At 59.5% G+C, this 16193-nt stretch carries 18 protein-coding genes and 1 pseudogene; 11 read left to right on the top strand and 8 right to left on the bottom strand.

The genetic code is table 11. From position 1 onward, the window contains the following. Window positions 1–7 precede the first annotated feature (7 nt). Window positions 8–322 carry an alcohol dehydrogenase catalytic domain-containing protein gene (locus ACM110_RS15750; RefSeq protein WP_416128504.1) on the bottom strand — a complete coding sequence of 105 codons (315 nt, stop codon included), beginning with the start codon at window positions 320–322 and terminating at the stop codon, window positions 8–10. 138 nt (window positions 323–460) lie between these two features. On the opposite strand from ACM110_RS15750, the gene ACM110_RS15745 reads away from it, so the two are divergent. After that, window positions 461–1093, top strand: a complete 633-nt coding sequence (locus tag ACM110_RS15745) for a CGNR zinc finger domain-containing protein (RefSeq protein ID WP_416128503.1) — start codon at window positions 461–463, stop codon at window positions 1091–1093. A gap of 135 nt (window positions 1094–1228) precedes the next feature. Further along, window positions 1229–2113 carry an alpha/beta fold hydrolase gene (locus ACM110_RS15740; RefSeq protein WP_416128502.1) on the top strand — a complete coding sequence of 295 codons (885 nt, stop codon included), beginning with the start codon at window positions 1229–1231 and terminating at the stop codon, window positions 2111–2113. A gap of 47 nt (window positions 2114–2160) precedes the next feature. On the opposite strand, the gene ACM110_RS15735 is transcribed toward ACM110_RS15740, so the two are convergent. Further along, window positions 2161–2700 carry a carboxymuconolactone decarboxylase family protein gene (locus tag ACM110_RS15735; protein WP_416128501.1) on the bottom strand — a complete coding sequence of 180 codons (540 nt, stop codon included), beginning with the start codon at window positions 2698–2700 and terminating at the stop codon, window positions 2161–2163. A 112-nt stretch (window positions 2701–2812) separates the two neighbouring features. Here ACM110_RS15735 and ACM110_RS15730 point away from each other — a divergent pair, with 112 nt between their 5' ends. The 3 genes from ACM110_RS15730 (at window position 2813) to ACM110_RS15720 (ending at window position 5411) form a co-directional block, all read left to right on the top strand. Next, the gene (locus ACM110_RS15730; RefSeq protein ID WP_416128500.1) at window positions 2813–3766 is read left to right on the top strand and encodes a cupin domain-containing protein; all 954 of its coding nucleotides are present in this window, start codon (window positions 2813–2815) and stop codon (window positions 3764–3766) included. 141 nt (window positions 3767–3907) lie between these two features. Then, a complete protein-coding gene (locus ACM110_RS15725) occupies window positions 3908–4405 on the top strand; it encodes a YkgB family protein (RefSeq protein ID WP_416128499.1) in 498 nt (165 codons plus the stop codon). Between the two features lie 145 nt (window positions 4406–4550). Then, window positions 4551–5411 (top strand): CAP domain-containing protein, encoded by an 861-nt coding sequence (locus tag ACM110_RS15720; RefSeq protein ID WP_416128498.1) that lies wholly within the window; start codon window positions 4551–4553, stop codon window positions 5409–5411. Between the two features lie 28 nt (window positions 5412–5439). Here ACM110_RS15720 and ACM110_RS15715 read toward each other — a convergent pair whose 3' ends face one another. Further along, window positions 5440–6450: a GlxA family transcriptional regulator gene (locus tag ACM110_RS15715; protein WP_416128497.1), complete on the bottom strand. Its 1011-nt coding sequence runs from the start codon at window positions 6448–6450 to the stop codon at window positions 5440–5442. A 166-nt stretch (window positions 6451–6616) separates the two neighbouring features. After that, window positions 6617–7240, bottom strand: coding sequence for an NIPSNAP family protein (locus ACM110_RS15710; protein WP_416128496.1), 624 nt, complete (start codon window positions 7238–7240; stop codon window positions 6617–6619). A gap of 238 nt (window positions 7241–7478) precedes the next feature. Here ACM110_RS15710 and leuC point away from each other — a divergent pair, with 238 nt between their 5' ends. Both leuC and leuD read left to right on the top strand, forming a co-directional pair. Beyond that, complete coding sequence (gene leuC, locus ACM110_RS15705; protein ID WP_416128495.1) at window positions 7479–8900, top strand: 3-isopropylmalate dehydratase large subunit; 1422 nt, start codon at window positions 7479–7481, stop codon at window positions 8898–8900. Between the two features lie 2 nt (window positions 8901–8902). Continuing rightward, entirely contained in the window at window positions 8903–9508 is a 606-nt protein-coding gene (gene leuD / locus ACM110_RS15700) for a 3-isopropylmalate dehydratase small subunit (RefSeq protein WP_416128494.1), read from the top strand. A gap of 104 nt (window positions 9509–9612) precedes the next feature. Here the strand turns inward: leuD and ACM110_RS15695 are convergent, their stop codons facing one another. Further along, entirely contained in the window at window positions 9613–10530 is a 918-nt protein-coding gene (locus ACM110_RS15695) for a LysR substrate-binding domain-containing protein (protein WP_416128493.1), read from the bottom strand. 105 nt (window positions 10531–10635) lie between these two features. Between ACM110_RS15695 and ACM110_RS15690 the strand changes: the two are divergent. Then, a pseudogene (locus tag ACM110_RS15690) lies at window positions 10636–10824 on the top strand (GFA family protein); the annotation flags it as partial. A gap of 5 nt (window positions 10825–10829) precedes the next feature. On the opposite strand, the gene ACM110_RS15685 reads toward ACM110_RS15690, so the two are convergent. Both ACM110_RS15685 and ACM110_RS15680 read right to left on the bottom strand, forming a co-directional pair. After that, window positions 10830–11459 (bottom strand): glutaminyl-peptide cyclotransferase, encoded by a 630-nt coding sequence (locus ACM110_RS15685; protein WP_416128492.1) that lies wholly within the window; start codon window positions 11457–11459, stop codon window positions 10830–10832. A 36-nt stretch (window positions 11460–11495) separates the two neighbouring features. Beyond that, entirely contained in the window at window positions 11496–12716 is a 1221-nt protein-coding gene (locus ACM110_RS15680) for a helix-turn-helix domain-containing protein (protein WP_416128491.1), read from the bottom strand. 158 nt (window positions 12717–12874) lie between these two features. Here ACM110_RS15680 and ACM110_RS15675 point away from each other — a divergent pair, with 158 nt between their 5' ends. After that, window positions 12875–13153: a Rho-binding antiterminator gene (locus ACM110_RS15675; protein ID WP_416128490.1), complete on the top strand. Its 279-nt coding sequence runs from the start codon at window positions 12875–12877 to the stop codon at window positions 13151–13153. An 8-nt stretch (window positions 13154–13161) separates the two neighbouring features. Here ACM110_RS15675 and ACM110_RS15670 read toward each other — a convergent pair whose 3' ends face one another. After that, window positions 13162–13911: an SDR family oxidoreductase gene (locus ACM110_RS15670; protein ID WP_416128489.1), complete on the bottom strand. Its 750-nt coding sequence runs from the start codon at window positions 13909–13911 to the stop codon at window positions 13162–13164. A gap of 100 nt (window positions 13912–14011) precedes the next feature. Here ACM110_RS15670 and ACM110_RS15665 point away from each other — a divergent pair, with 100 nt between their 5' ends. Continuing rightward, window positions 14012–14932 (top strand): LysR family transcriptional regulator, encoded by a 921-nt coding sequence (locus tag ACM110_RS15665; RefSeq protein ID WP_416128488.1) that lies wholly within the window; start codon window positions 14012–14014, stop codon window positions 14930–14932. A gap of 160 nt (window positions 14933–15092) precedes the next feature. Beyond that, complete coding sequence (locus tag ACM110_RS15660) at window positions 15093–16064, top strand: EamA family transporter (protein WP_416128487.1); 972 nt, start codon at window positions 15093–15095, stop codon at window positions 16062–16064. Window positions 16065–16193: the final 129 nt, after the last annotated feature.

Here is a 16193-nt window from a genome sequence, read left to right as displayed (position 1 = left end):
GTCAGTTTCAATGCAATTGGGTGGTCAAGTGGGGTGCAATTTCGCAGTTGATCGTCCGGCCCAAACCACCCATCAGAGCAGCGACTTTGGCACCGACCGGAAACTCGCCACCCGGGCATGACTTGACCAGTCCAACGCATTCGATACCTGAAACCGGGGCAGCTTCAGCCCATTCCCCGCGGCGCATGTGCATTTCCGCATGGTTGATACCGAAGGCTTTGATTTCGATCACCACATGGCCCGCCATCGCTTCGGGCTCAGGGATGTCTTTGTAGACAAGGCTATCAATGCCGCCGAATTTTTCCAGAACGATTGCTTTCATGATGTCTGTCCCAAGTCGAGCTGATAAGTAACCACACCGAATACAATTTAGAGGTTACGAGCCAGGCAGTAACTTGTCAACACACATTAGAGTGGTTACGCTGACCGGTATCCAATCACCCCTTCAAGGGACACTCTCATGAGCAGCACACCCCGTGGCCCGGCGATGTTCCTGGCCGATGCCGCCGCCCTGGATTTCCTGAACTCGATCGCGACGCCCATCGATGAGCCGGTGGACTGGATCGACGATGGCGCCGGCTGGCTGGAATGGCTGAAACAAGCTGGCTGGGTAGAGCCCGAGATTCTCCAGCGGATGCAAGCGCAGGCCATGCCGGGCGAGCTGGAAATGGTCGCGTCACAGGCCCGGTCGCTGCGGGAATGGTTTCGTGGCTTCGTCGTCAAATACAAAGGCAAACCGCTGGATGCTTCGGCCCTAGCGGAGCTGGAGCCCTTGAATCGCCTGCTCGAACGGGACGAGAAATTTACCCGGATTGCCCTGCAGGATGGCGACACGCCCAAGCTCGCCTGGCAGTTTCAGCGGCGTTGGCGTGGTCCGGACTCCCTGCTTCTGCCCCTTGGCGAAGTCCTCGCAGAGTTTGTCTGCACCGAAGACTTTTCCGATGTGAAATGCTGCGAAGGCCCCAGTTGCACGTTGATGTTCGTTGATCACACCCGGGGAAGAAAACGCCGCTGGTGCAGCATGGCTGTCTGCGGTAACAGAGCCAAAGCGGCCGCGCACCGCGAGCGGCAGAAAAACGTATCCGGCTCCTGATACGCCAAAGCCATTCTCCCTCCATCAAAAATAGTAACCCGTCAAAATGCGCTTGACGGGTTATTTATTTGCATGCAACAGTCTTCCTCGCAAACCATTTAAACACCACCGAAGCGGTTACGAGGTAGTCCCATCATGGCCAACATGACTCCAGGCATTGCATCCATCAGCTACACGTTTGCCGACGTTGACGGCGTGCGCGTTTTCTACCGAGAAGCGGGCGATCGGGCCAAGCCGACCCTGCTGCTGTTGCATGGTTTTCCAAGTTCATCCCACCAGTTTCGCCAGCTCATCCCCCTGTTGTCCGAACACTTCCATATCGTCGCGCCGGACCTGCCGGGTTTTGGTTTCACCGAAGTGCCTGATCAGCGCCAGTACGTGTACAGCTTCGATGCGTTGGCACAGACCCTGGAGCATTTTGTCGACGCCCTGGGCCTGACGCGCTATTCCATGTATGTATTCGACTACGGCGCACCGACCGGCCTGAGACTGGCGGTGAAGCATCCCGAACGAATGACCGGTCTCGTCTCACAAAATGGCAATGCCTACCTTGAAGGGCTGGGCGATGCCTGGGCACCGATCAAGGCCTATTGGGCAGAGCCGTCAGCCGAAAATCGCCAGGCGATTGCCGATGCGGTCCTGCATTTGGCCGGTACTCGCTGGCAGTACGAACACGGTGTCAGCACGCCGGAAACTATCGCCCCCGAGTCCTACACCCTCGACGCCTTGCTGCTTGAACGGCCTGGCAACAAGGACATTCAACTGGACCTGTTCCTGGACTACGCGAACAACCTCGAACGCTACCCGCAGTTCCAGCAGTTTTTCCGTGAACGGCAAATTCCGACGCTGGCGATCTGGGGCAAACATGATCCGTTCTTCATCCCGCCGGGCGCCGAGGCGTTCAAACGCGATAACCCCAACGCCATCGTTGAGTTGCTGGATACCGGGCACTTTGCGCTGGAGACCCATGTCGATTACATCGCCAAACGCATCATCGAAGAGCTTGGCGACGCTGTGTAGTTGAAAAGTCAGGCGGATGCGAGGGTGCATCCGCCTGCAACACCGAATCAATTCACCGAAGGAAAATCGATATCGGTGTCATTGATGCGGTTGAAGGTGTTGGTAAAGATGGTCATCGCAACTGTCAGAGAGATCTCGAGCAGTTGACCCTCGGTGTAGCCCGCGGCGCGAATGACGTTGTACTCCTGATCCTTGATCGTCCCGTTGGTCTCATGCAGATTCAGCACGAAGTGCACCAGCGCATCACGCTTGGCGTCGCCGGTGCTTTGACCCAGACGGATTTTCTTGAGGGTGTCTGTCGTCAAACCCACCATTTTGCCCAGCATGACGTGCGCCGCCACACAGTAGTCGCAACCAGTCCGCTCGCTGATCAACAACTTGATGGTTTCCAGGTCCTGTTTGCTCAGGCTGCCGGACGCGAGTGTTGCTTCGGCATTCAGCACTGTCGTCAAAAGCGCCGGGTTCAGATGACCGATTGCTGCGAACAAATTAGGCACGGTGCCGCCTGCGATTTTCTTGACTTCGGCATAGGCAACGGCGGTTGCACCGGTAGCGGAGGCAACAGCTGGAACAGTGATACGGCTCATGGTGAGTATCCTTCAGCGGTGGTTGGGAGTCGCCACTCTAGGCCAAGGACGTGAGCTTGTTCAGCCTCATAATTATCAATATAGTGCTCTAACGTCTCAATGATGAACGAATATGAATCCCCAATCAGATTGGCTCAGTCGCCTGATTAGCATGATGACGGTCCGTGGTCAGCTGGAGCTACGCTGCTCCTACGGTGCACCGTGGGAAGTGGTCTACGACGAATCGAATGCGGGTGAAATGCCCTATCACGTCATCCTCAGTGGAACTGCATTACTGGAAAGTCCGGGTACCGGGCGAGCGCAGCAACTCGGTGCGGGTGACATCGTCATGTTCCCTCATGGCTCGGGGCATGTGCTGCATGACGGCAGTGGTTTATCCCCCGCCCCGGCACATTACCTTGGCGACCTCAATCTGACATACAGCGAGAACACGGGGACAGGCGAACGCCTGGACATGCTCTGCGGACGCTTCATCCTCGCGCCACCGCACGATCGTTTCATTCGCGATTACCTTCCTACGCGGCTCGTCGTCAGGACATCGGGAGACGATTCGCGTCGCAGTGAAACCTCCACTCAACTGGCGGGTTTGCTGGCGTTGATGCGTGCCGAGTCCAACACCAGCCATCTGGGCGGCCATGCAATGTTGAATGCGCTTTCGGCAGCGCTCTTTACCCTGACGTTGCGTATGGCGAGTGAGTCGGATGAGGCCCCAATCGGATTACTGGCTTTGGTCGGCCATCCCCGTCTGGCTCCCGCACTGACGGCCATGTTCAGTGACCCGGCGCACCCCTGGACACTGCCGGAACTGGCGGGGCTCTGCAACATGTCGCGCGCAACGCTGGTCCGCCACTTTCAGGAAAAGGTCGGGCGATCGGCCAACGATCTCTTGACCGGGATTCGCATGACGCTGGCCGCCAACGAATTGAAGAACCCCAACGCATCGACCGAAGCCGTCGCGGAGACGGTGGGCTACCAATCGGTGGCCGCGTTCAGGCGCGCCTTCAGCCAGCACATGGGCATGACGCCCGGTGAGTGGCGGCGGTCAAATCGGCTCAATCTAGGTTGAGACGATAGAGCATCTATTTGAGAATCCACAATCCCGATAATTTCAATTACCCATCGTAAAGTGGGCTGGTCATTGCGATCAGCCAAATCACGCACTGACATCAAGAACATCCTTTTAAGTGAACCAAGGAATCAGTCAGTCATGAACGCTTTATTCAACACCCTCGCCAATTCGGGCCTGCTCAAAAGAGACCTGGACTTTCATTTGGTGCGAGCCTCGATGGTGATCATCTTCCTGTTCTTTGGTTACCAGAAATGGTTCCAGTACGAAGCCGATGTACTGATTCCCTATATCAGCAACGGCCCATTGGTTTCCTGGATGTACCCGGCCTTCGGTGTGCGTGGCGCAAGCTGGTTTCTTGGCGTGGCTGAGTGGACGTTCGGCGCGTTGCTGTTCGCCGGCTTCTGGAGCAGGAAGCTCGGAGCACTTGGTGCATTGGGTTCGATCATCACCTTCCTGGGCACCGTGACGATCATTCCATTCATGCCTGACGGATGGGCCGAATCGGCTGGCGGCTTTCCTGCGATGGTCGGCAACATTCCGTTCCTCATGAAGGACGTTGTTCTGCTCGCGGTATCCATCTACCTGTTGAAAGAGGACGTGCAGCGCATGGCGTTCAACGACATGCGCAAAATCTGATGGACCACCGATACGTCCGTCGGACAGCGGACCTCATGAGCAAATAAGCCCTAGCGCCCCGTGAACCTTGTTCCGGGGCGTTAGTCATAGAGCGGCGAATATTTCTCCTCCCTATCGTTGTCATCTCATCAGAGCTGTCCGCACCATGCGCCAAACCGCCCTCGCCTTGCGCTTCACTTCGCTGTGCCTGTTGACCTCGTTTGCCCTTTTCACTAGCCCCGCCCACGCTGGCGCGGAGCGAGAACTGGTGGAAGCCATCAACGATTATCGAGCCCACCCGGAAAACTGTGCGCGGCGTCCCGCCCAACGCCTGTCGCCGCTGGCACTGAAGTCCAATCTGGCGCTGCCGATCGGTTATGGCGGCGGTTTGCGGGAGCGTTTGAAAGATTCGGGGTATCAGGCGGTGGCCGTTCGCTCTATCCGCGTGGTGGGTGCGCAGGATGCCGAAGAGGCTTTCGACCTGCTGCTGGACGACCACTGCGCCGCGTTGCTCGATAGTCAGTACGCCGACATTGGCGTCAGCCGCAGTCGCGGTGAATGGCAAGTGGTGCTGGCGCAGCCAGTGCTGGACCGGCAGATGGGCGATACACGCAGCGTCGGCAAAACCTTGCTGGCACAGGTCAACGCCGCCCGCGCCAAACCGCGAATGTGCGGTCGCCAGCGCTTCGCCGCCGCTCGGCCCTTGGCCTGGAACGCGAGCCTTGGCGCTGCCGCGCAAGGGCACAGTAAAGCGATGGCCTACGGCAACTATTTCGCTCACCGCGATCCCGATGGTGACACCGCGGCCGACCGGGCAAGAGCGGCTGGTTACCGTGGCCGGCAGATCGGTGAAAACATCGCCGCCGGCCAAGGTTCACCGAACAAGGCGATGGCTGGATGGCTCGCCAGCCCAGGGCATTGCGCCAACCTGATGAATCCGATGTTCACCCAGGTCGGTGCAGGTTATGCGACCGAGGCGCGCAGTGATGAAGGGGTTTACTGGACGATGTTGTTCGGGGCGAAATGATTGGCCTGATTCGCGACACCTCAACCGGCTATTTGACCAGCCGGGTTTCCTTGGACGGCCGATAGCCGAAATAGGCGCTGTAGCACTTACTGAAATGGCTCGGTGAAACAAAACCACAGGCCACCGAGACTTCAACGATGGTCAACGTGGTGTGTTGCAACAGTCGGCGGGCTTCGGTGATCCGCAAGTCCATGTAATAGCGCTGGGGCGTCGTCCCCAGCTGCTCTTTGAACAGACGCTCGATCTGCCGGCGCGACCGGCCGGCGTAGAGACAGAGTGCGTCCATCTCCAGCGGCTCTTCCAGGTTCGCATCCATCAGATTGACCACTTCCCGCAGCGGGCCACAAACCGACACATTGAGCGTGGGTTTGATGCGCCGGTAACGCGAAGCTTCAAACGCCAGAATGTCTTCGATGCCATCAGTCAGCGCTTTGTCGTGCAGGCCCTTGATCCACTCCAGCGCCATATAAAACGCGCCGTTTGGGCTGGACGCCGTCAGGCGGTCGCGATCAACAACAAAGGCTTCACTGGTGACCTGGGCCAGTTTGGCGATTTCCGCCAGCGCGGGACGGTGTTCCGGGTGAACCGCGCAACGATAGCCGTCCAGCAAACCGGCCCGTCCGAGAAACCAGGCGCCATTCCACACGCCAGCCAACTTGACGCCCAGGTCGGCGGCATTGATCAAGAGATTGATCAGCGTATCGTCGGTCTTGAGGGCCGTGCGGTAACCACCGCAAACAACCAACAAGTCCAGGTCTTGAATCGCGGCCTGACTGAGGCAGGCATCGGGACGAATGACCAGGCCCAAGTCGCTGATCACTTCCCCTTCAGTCAAACCGAAGGTCTTCGTGGAAAACAGCTCAGGCCGCAGCAGATTGGCGGTGATAATCGTATCGAGTGCCTGGGTAAACGCCGGCAACGAGAAATGCTCCAGCAGCAAGAAGCCTGCCCGAGCCTTTACTGATTGGCCTTCATGCTCATTGAGGTAGCGAAGGTTTTTACCCTTCATGGCACCGCTGAACTGACGTCGCTCTACCAACGCTCGCCTCGCTTGGTCGTGTTGATTGGGTGTGATTCAACGCCTTGTTACGCGTCAAAAAAAACACGCGCCTGCGGATGCTGGGCGCGTGCTCTGTTTACGCCTGTTGATACCCGTGAGCAAGTGGGTCTTCCATCAACAGTAGGCTATGGCGTTCAGCACCCAATCATTGCAAAGGCGAAAACGCCGCGGGCAAGCAGATCGTCGAGCGCATGTCGCGCAACTGCGGGCCGGAGTTTTCCGGCGGCCATACACCGTCGGCCACTGCCTCGGCGCGAACTCGTTGGCGCTGTTCCAATGAAGCCCACGGCCAGATATGCAGATAGCGCGGCAGCGAACCGTCGGTGGCGTAGAACGCGGCATACACCGGCGAATACTGCTCGGCGGTTCGCGGCCCGATGGCTTTGTTCCAGCCGTCGAGGGTGGGCTGCAAGCCGCTGCTGATCAGATCGTAAACGCGCAGTTCGTAGTACGGGCCATGTTTGCCGGCACTCAAAGGCTCAAGAAAGGGAAACAGTGTGTAGTTTTCGATGCGCAGATCGGTGATGAATTCGTTGATGCCGAACGCCTCGCCGCTCAACAGAACGCGCTCGCGCTCGGCTTGCCTGACACGTTCATCTTCATAGCCGCGCAACACGGCAATCTGGTTCAACTGCCCGAGCTCCGAAGCCCAGCAACCTATCAGCGTGCCGCCGACATCCGGGCTATCCAGCGCAGCCTCGATTCGCACCAGCGCATCGGCGACGGTTCGCACACGCACCGTCAAGGTAATCAGTTCAAAAAAACGCATAAAGACTCCGGCGATTATCAGCTAGGGCACAGCCTATGCCAGCCTCCGGAGCCGAGATATTGAGAGGAACAGCCGCGCGCTAGGTAATTTCTTTATCGATGGGCGCTGGCCTTTCTGACTATTCACAAATCGTGGGCAATGCCTTCACTTAACGACGCTTGATGCAATATTTGCGACGAATATGCTGTTGGTACGTTGTAGCCGTGATCTCGCACAAGACGAATAAAGAGCCCACCCCATGACCCGACCAAGAACGCTCTACCAAAAGCACATCGACAGTCACACCGTTTGCGCGCTCGACGACCAAGGCCATGTGCTGTTGTACATCGATCGCCAGGTCGCCAACGAATACACCAGCCCGCAAGCCTTCAGCGGCCTGCGCGAATCGGAGCGTGAAGTCTGGCGCCCGAGCGCGACGCTCGCCGTGGTCGACCATGTCAATCCCACCGCCCCCAATCGTATCGCCGCGATGCCGGATGCCGGCGGCGCCCGTCAGGTGTCTTACTTCGAAGAGAACTGCCGCGACTTCGGCATCGAGTTGTTCGATGTGCTGGACAAACGTCAGGGGATTGAGCACGTCGTCGCCCCCGAACAGGGCTTTATCCTGCCTGGCATGGTGGTGGCCGCCGGTGACAGCCACACCACTACTTACGGTGCTCTCGGGGCTTTTGGTTTCGGCATCGGCACGTCGGAAATCGAGCATCTGCTGGCCTCGCAAACCCTGGTCTACAAACGCCTGAAAACCATGCGCGTGACCGTCAACGGTTTGCTCGGCAGCGGCGTGACGTCCAAGGACATCATCATGGCCCTGATCGAAAAAATCGGTGCCTCGGGCGCCACGGGTTTTGCGATTGAGTTCACCGGCCCGACGATCACCGACCTCAGCGTCGAGGCGCGCATGACCATTTGCAACATGGCCGTAGAGGCTGGCGTCAGGGGCGCGTTCATGGCGCCGGATGACAAAGTCTTTGCCTACCTGCAAGACAAACCGCGCGCGCCCAAAGGTGAGTTGTGGACGCAGGCAGTCGCTAAATGGCAGGCGCTGCACAGCGATGAAGGCGCCGTGTTCGATCGCGAAGTCGTCCTCGATGTCGCGGACCTGGAACCCATGGTCACCTGGGGCACCAGTCCCGATCAGGCCGCGCCGGTGGGCAGTCACGTGCCGGACCCGGCAAGCCAGCCCGACCTCATTCTGCGCCAGGGCATGCAACGCGCCCTCGACTACATGGGCCTGACGCCCGGTATGCCGCTGAGTGACGTAGTGATCAGCCATGCCTTCATCGGTTCCTGCACCAATGCGCGTATCGAAGACTTGCGTGACGTTGCCCGCGTCGTGCGCGGCAAACGAGTCGCCTCCCACGTACGGGCGATGATCGTTCCGGGGTCGACCCTGGTGCGCAATCAAGCTGAAAGCGAGGGTCTGGCGCAGACTTTCCTCGACGCCGGTTTCGAATGGCGGCAATCGGGTTGCTCGATGTGCCTGGCGATGAACGACGACGTGCTTGCCCCCGGCGATCGTTGTGCTTCGAGTACCAATCGCAACTTTGAAGGTCGACAAGGCGCCGGTGCGCGCACCCATTTGATGAGTCCGGCCATGGTCGCGGCTGCCGCGATCACCGGGCATTTGACTGACGTCCGCTCGTTCGCTCTGGAAGCTTGAGCATGCAACCTTTCACTAACGTCAGCGGCAGCGCCGCCCCACTTCTGGCGTCCAACATCGACACCGATGTGATCATGCCCAAGCAGTTTCTCAAGGGCATCGATCGCAAGGGACTGGATCGTGGATTGTTCTTCGATGTGCGGTTTCTGCAATCAGGCGAGCCCAACCCGGATTTCATCCTCAACCAACCGGCCTGGAACGACGCAGCTTTTCTGGTTGTCGGTCCGAACTTTGGTTGCGGCTCCAGTCGTGAGCATGCGGTGTGGGGTCTGAAGCAAGTGGGGATCAGAGCCTTGATCGGCACCAGTTTTGCCGGGATCTTCTACGACAACTGCCAGCGTAACGGGGTGTTGGCGATTGAGCTGTCCGAAGCTCAGCTCAAGCAGATTGCCGATGTGGTCAGCGTGGCGGAGACGGCGCAGATCAGCGTCAATCTGTCGGAGCAAACCATCGAACTGGCGGACGGCAGCGTGATCTCGTTTGAGATCGATCAACTACGTAAGCAATCACTGTTGCTGGGGCTCGATGCCATCGGCACCACGCTGCAACGTGCGGAGCAGATTCGCCAGTTTGAAGCAAAGCATCTGGCGGAGAATCCCTGGTTGTAAAATTCTTCACCTGTAGGAGCTGCCGCAGGCTGCGATCTTTTGATTTTGCTTCTTAAAAACAAGATCAAAAGATCGCAGCCTGCGGCAGCTCCTACACGAGTTCGTCATTCAACCGAGAGACCGCGAAAATACTCTTCCAGAAACTCGACACACACCCGCAGTTTCGCCGACTGGCTGAGTCGGGTCGGATAAACCGCCCAGACGTTGGCACTCTCGGTGTAGTCGTGCAGCACTTGCACCAGTCGCCCTTGCTCCAGCATCGGCCTGACGTCCCACATCGAACGCAACAGAATCCCGCCACCGCTCAACGCCCACTCCAGAACAATCTCGCCGCTGTTGGAAGACAACGGGCCACTGACGCGCACCGATTCCTCCTGCCCATTCCGGGTCAGGTTCCACACGCCAAAAGCGTTGTTGCGCTCTTTCAGCACCAGACAATCATGGTCTTTCAAATCAGCCAGCGATTGCGGCGTGCCCCGCCGCGCCAGGTACTCCGGCGTCGCACACAGCACTCTCCGGTTACTCACCAGTTTGCGGCCCAGATGCTGACCCGGCAGGTCATCGCCTACCCGAATTTCCAGATCGAAGCCTTCGCCGACGATATCGACCACGCGATCAAAAACGTCCAGACGAATCTCGAGCTTCGGGTAGGTCTGCGACAGTTTGCAGATCGCCGGTGCGACATGATTGCGGCCGAAACCGAAGCTGCTGCAAATGTGCAACGAGCCCATGGGCTGCTGCCGCGCCTCGGAGATCTCACCGACAAAATCATCGAAATCGCCCAACAGTTTTTCTGCCCACACCCGCACCCGCTCACCGTCGTCGGTCAGCGCGATGCGGCGTGTGGTGCGGTGCAGCAACCGGGTCGACAGCGTGGTTTCCAGTACGGAAATGCGTTTGCTGATGTAGGCCGGCGAGTAGCCAAGTTCTTCAGCGGCGCTGGCAAAGCCATTTTTGCGCACCACGGTGAGGAAAACCTTGAGGTCTTCGGGCAAGGGAAATTGGTCACGATTCGTGTTCATAGGGCTCATTCAGGTGCTGTTCTCACGCTCTTTGCGAAAGATACCACCGAAGTACCCGGTGGCAACCCAAGTCTGAGCGTGCGTATTTCTTCTACCTGACACTAGCGCCAGTTCTGCTGCAACTGCGGTTCTTCGTTGTTCTGGTCTGATTCGAAGGGATCGTTTTCGCAGTGGATGTCGATTGCCATCGCTACGCTGGACTCACCGTTCTCGCCGAAAAAGCAAAAACACGGCTGCGTTGGCTCGAAAGCGAGTTGGTACGCGATTGAAGATCGACATCCACAAACGGACTGAGGCATTCAGGGCCGACGCACCGCTCTCACCCGCCCGCTACTGCCTCCGCCACAGAAAAACCGCTCGCCGCCGTCGGACTCCAGCCCGGAAACACCAATACCGGCTGGCAGTTTGAGAGTTTCCAGTACCTCGCCGGTTTTCGCGTCGACACGGCGAAGTTCGCTCTCATCGCCCTCCCCCGTGCCATGCCACAGCGAGCCTTCGACGAAGGTCACGCCCGTGACAAAGCGGTTCGATTCAATCGTTCGCAGGATCTTGCCGTTCTCGGGATCGATCTGGTGAATCTTCCGCTCGCGATACTGCCCCACCCACAACGAGCCTTCCGCCCATGTCATCCCCGAGTCGTTGCCACCGCCGGGGGCCGGAATCGTGGACAGTACGCGCCCCGTCTGCGGGTCGATTTTCTGGATGCGGTCTTCGGCGATCTGGAAAAGATGCTTGCCATCGAAAGCGGTGCCGGCATGGGCGGCGACATCCAGCGAGCGCACGGTTGCGCCGCTCGATGGGTCCAGGGCGTGAAGTTTTCCGGTGGTGGCGAACCAGACTTTCTCACCGTCCCAGGTAACGCCATGCACATCCTCGACACCTTCGAACGGACCATATTCACGGAGAATTTCAGCGGCTGACTGTTTCATTTTGGTGTTCCTCGAAAGGGGTTGGTGGCGTTCATCCTAGCCACCCGGCAGCGGAACCGGGAGTAACAAGGTCGTCGCGAAACCGGGCACCGGCGGCGTCATCCAGCGCCGCGCCCGGCCATGTCCGAACGACTGCACCTTGCCTTGGGCTGCCAGCATTTCGAGCGCCCGTTGCACGCTGCGCTGGCTGTTACCCAGCGCCAGCGCGAGCGCCGAACTCGACCAGGACTCACCGTCGCCGAGCATGGCAAACACAGAGGCAAATTTTTCTTCGACCGGTGGCGTCAGCAGCACAACGTCGGGTGAAACCTGCGTGACCAGTGCAAACCCGCGCTTGGTTGCGATCACATTGGCCAAGGGTTTGAGTGCCGCACGCAGTCGACCGATTTCCACCCGAAGCCGGGCGCGATGGGACTCGTCGCTGAGCTTCAAGCGAAAGGCCCGGGCGATGAGTGTTTCCCTCGGCACATCGGCCGGCCAGGCTTCGGCCAAGGTCCGCGCGAGGGTGAACAGGACCGGACGCTTCGACAGGGAAACCGACATGCCCGCACCACGCACGACGTATCGACAGGCATCCACCACCAGCGACGTCGAGGCCAGCAACGCTTCCACTTCATCGAGCAACAAGGGTCGCGCTTCTCCATTGCTCATCAAGTGTGCGGCGGGGCTATTGAGCATTCGCACTGCGCTTTCGACTTCTGCTACCAACGCGGGAATGCCGGATTGCTGCGCGGCAAGTTCGGCTCTGGCGAGGGCGGCCCGCGCCGCTTGCGATTGCAGGTGACGCATGGCGATGCCTGCCGCCACCAGTTCATGGGTCGCGCGCAGTGGCGCAGGCAATGTAGCCGGGTCAAGTTGAGCGAGTTTTTCCTGCGCCTGATCGAGCTGCCCGATCAGCAACAGGCGGCGGATATCCAGATACCGCGCATGGGCCGCGTTCGCCCAATCGCCGTGAGCCTCCAGTGTGACCCGCGCCGCATCGAGCGCTTTCACCGGCCAGCCGAGGTCTCGTGAAGCCAATGCGATCTCCGCTTCGGCGACGATGCAGCGCGCCCGGGCGACTGTCTCTTTCGGCCCGAACGCCCGCGCCGCGCGACGGACCAACGCCTTGGCCCGCGCCAGGTCACCCAGTTGCGCCATGGCGATCCCGCGCAGCGCCAGCGCCGGTGCATCGTCGCGCAAGGCGACCCGGTCCAGCGCGCCCAGCGGATCACCGGCTGCCAGCGCCTGTGCGGCGGCAGTGATCAGCGAGTCCATCGTAGGCCTGCCATGGGGTGCACTCCTTCGATTTGATACCCGTGTTTAGTCTAATTCACGACTATTGACCAGCAATGCGCTGTCGATTCGTGGATGCAAAACACGCTCAGAAGGAAGATATTGCCTAATCGAACACCACCCAAGCCCGGAGTGATGCCATGAACACCTACCAGCCCATGAGCTGCGACCTGTACGACTATCTTGAGATCGCCTGCATGCGCGGTTATCGACTGGATATCGAACTGAAGGACGGCGCTCGTCTGGAGGCCAAGGCGCTGACCACGCGGACCTCCGCCGACAAGGAAGAATTTCTCAGCCTTGAAACGGCTGATGGCGAACAGGAGATCCGTCTGGATCAACTGCTGGCCATCACACCGCTGGACGCCAATGCGCAGTTCGGGCGGGTGGTGTTCACCGATGCAGTCTGCACGTTCTGAGGCTGGGATCAGACCAGCGACATGCCGCCGTCCACGTGCAATTCGATGCCGTTGACGAACGAACTGTCGCTGGATGCCAGGTACAACGCCGCTTGCGCCAGTTCATCGGCCTCGCCCAGTCGACCGGCAGGAATCATGTCCGCCATCATTTGCTCAAAGCCGGGGCGGTCTGCTTCTGAAACGCCGAGTTTGCCGATGATCGCGGTATCCACCGGGCCGGGGCTCAGTACGTTGACCCGTATGCGCCGCGCGCGCAGTTCCAGCGCCCAATTGCGCGCAAATGCGGCGATGGCCGCTTTTGAGCCGGCGTACACCGCATGCCCGTCGAGCACTTTGGTCGCGGCCAGGGAACTGGTCAAAATGATGCTGGCACCGTCGCGCAGCAACGGGATGATCGACTGCACGCCAAAGAACACACCACGGGTGTTGATGTTGAATTGCGCGTCGAACTCCGCTGGCGTCACTTGATGTGAGGGCGTCAGCGTGATGACCCCGGCATTCGCCATGTAGACGTCCAGCGCACCGAAGCGCTCCCGAACTTGCTCGGCAACTTCGACATGGTGCTCAAGGCTGGCGACATCGCCCTTGATGCCAATCGCGCCGTGGCCGATGTGGCGCACGGCTTCGTCCAGCACCTCTTGCCGACGCGCCGTGATAATCACCTGCGCGCCCTCTTTGGCGAACAGGCACGCCGAGGCCAGGCCAATGCCGCTGTTGCCGCCGGTGATCACCGCGACCTTTCCTTGAAGACGTTGCATTTGCTGACTCCGCTTGTTGAAGGAGCGCAGTATTATGTCGCGCGCCCCAGCGCCAACCAGTCCAGAAAAAGGCACATCTGTTGTGCTTCGGAGTCACAAGATGCCCAGCCTGTTGAATCAGTCGACCAGCCTGATTGCCTTTGTCCGCGCGGTAGAAGCCGGGTCATTCAGTGCAGCTGCGCGCAATGCCGGGACCACACCTTCGGCGATTTCCAAAAGCATCGCCCGACTGGAAACGGAGCTGAACGCCAAGCTGTTTCGCCGCTCCACGCGAATGCTCAGCCTCACGCCCGAGGGGCAGGCATTTTTCGAGCGCGTGGCGCCGCTGTTGCAGGCCATTGATGACTCGGCCGATGCGCTGCGCCACACCGGTGGCGCGCGCGGTCACCTGCGGGTCAGCATGCCCAGCGATCTCGGGCGATTGCTTTTGCCGAGGATCCATTCGGTGTTCCTCACCGAACACCCGGACGTGGAGCTGGACCTGACCCTGGTCGATCACCACGTGGACCTGATTCGTGAAGGCTACGACGTGATTTTCCGCGGCGGCACCCTCACCGACAGCGACTTGAAAAGCCGCACACTCGCGCAACTCGACATGGCGCTGGTCGCGTCCCCGGCATTCCTCGGCGAATGGGGCACCCCAAGCACAATCGAGGAACTGCGCGCTCTTCCCTTCGCGCGCTATCAACTGAAAGGTCGAACCCTGCCCATCGTTTTTGCCGACGGTGAAACCCTGGTGCCCCGTGGACGCATCGGCCTCGACTCGGGATTCGGCCTTCGTGCGGCCGCGCTTGGCGACATGGGTGTCGCCTACCTGATGAAATGCACGGTGCAACAAGACCTGGATTCAGGGGCGTTGGTGCAAGTGCTGGCCGACCATCCGCTGCCTTCGCTGGCGATTCATTCGCTACATGCCTTTGGCGCGCTGACGCCGATCCGGATCAAGCTGTTTGCGGATTTTGTGCAGCAGCAGTTGTATCGCTTGGGTGGGCAATCCACGCAAAGTCATACGATCTCTTAACGTATCTTCATCGAGCACTGCTTGCGAAAAGCCCTTAAATGAGGCCTTCAACCTTGTCCATCCCCGCCAAATGCGCTAAAACCCTATCAAGTTGTACGACAACATAATAAAAACTCACCGCCATGCTTTACGGTGGCGCACTTGGATTTGAGACTCTGCCATGACCCAACCGACCTCTCGGCAAGAAGCGCACGCGCCCTTCCCTCGCCACCTCGCCGTGCTGATTTTAGTGTGCATGGGCTGCGCCTTCGCCGGTAACCATGTGGCGGCGCGAGTGGCGTTCGATGACGGCGCCGGCGTATTGCTGGCGATCCTGATGCGTTCGGGCGGGACGTTATTGGTATTGGCCGCGTTGGTCCTTTGGCAACGCCAGTCTCTGCGCTTGCCGTCGGGCGCCTGGCGTTGGCAGTTGCTGTTGGGCTTGCTGATCGCCACCCAAAGCCTGTGCCTGTACTCGGCTGTTGCCCGAGTGCCGGTGGCACTGGCGCTGCTGGTGGCCAACGTGTTCCCCATCCTGCTGGCGTTGCTCACCTGGGCACTGGGCGGCGCGCGACCAACCGCACGCACCGCCGCATTGATGGGCCTGATTCTGCTGGGGCTGGTGTTTGTGCTGGACGTCCCGGGCCGCCTCGCAGACAACGCCAGCGTCGGACCACAATGGTGGCTGGGCGTTACCCTGGCCTTCTGCGCCGCCAGCGTGTTTGCCTGTGCGTTGTGGATTACCGATCACAAACTGTCCGAGGTACGCGGCTCGGTCCGCAGCTTGCTGACGATCTTCATCGTGTTCAGCAGCATCAACCTTGCCGGCATGACCGGTGCCCTGCCCGGCGGCTTGAACCTGCCAGCAACCCAAACCGGATGGCTGGCACTGGCGACGCTGGTCGTGCTGTACGGCACCGGTTTTATCGTGCTGTTCATTTCCGTACCGCGCCTGGACATGCCGCGCAACGCCCCGGTGATGAACATCGAACCGCTGGCCACGCTACTGATGGGCTGGCTCGTGCTGGACCAGATGCTCAGCGCCGGTCAGGTGGTGGGTGGAGTAATTGTCGTCACCGGTATTGTGCTGCTGACTTATCGCAAGGCAAACACCTCCTCCAGCGTAAAGCGCCCTGTGGCGCAACGTAGCTGAACCAAGTCAAATCCCGCCTGCAGAGAGCCCGCCGAGCCATCACTGGCTCAGCGGGCTTTTTACTATTTCAGCGAAACCAGACATTGCCGTGAGTCCGTTGACAAAGGTAGCATTGAGAACGACTCTCAC

Origin of the sequence: Pseudomonas sp. NFX98, assembly GCF_047784845.1 — a bacterium.
In the GTDB taxonomy this organism is placed as follows: domain Bacteria; phylum Pseudomonadota; class Gammaproteobacteria; order Pseudomonadales; family Pseudomonadaceae; genus Aquipseudomonas.
Note: the sequence above shows the minus strand (reverse complement) of the source record. Positions and strands in the feature narration are given on the sequence as shown.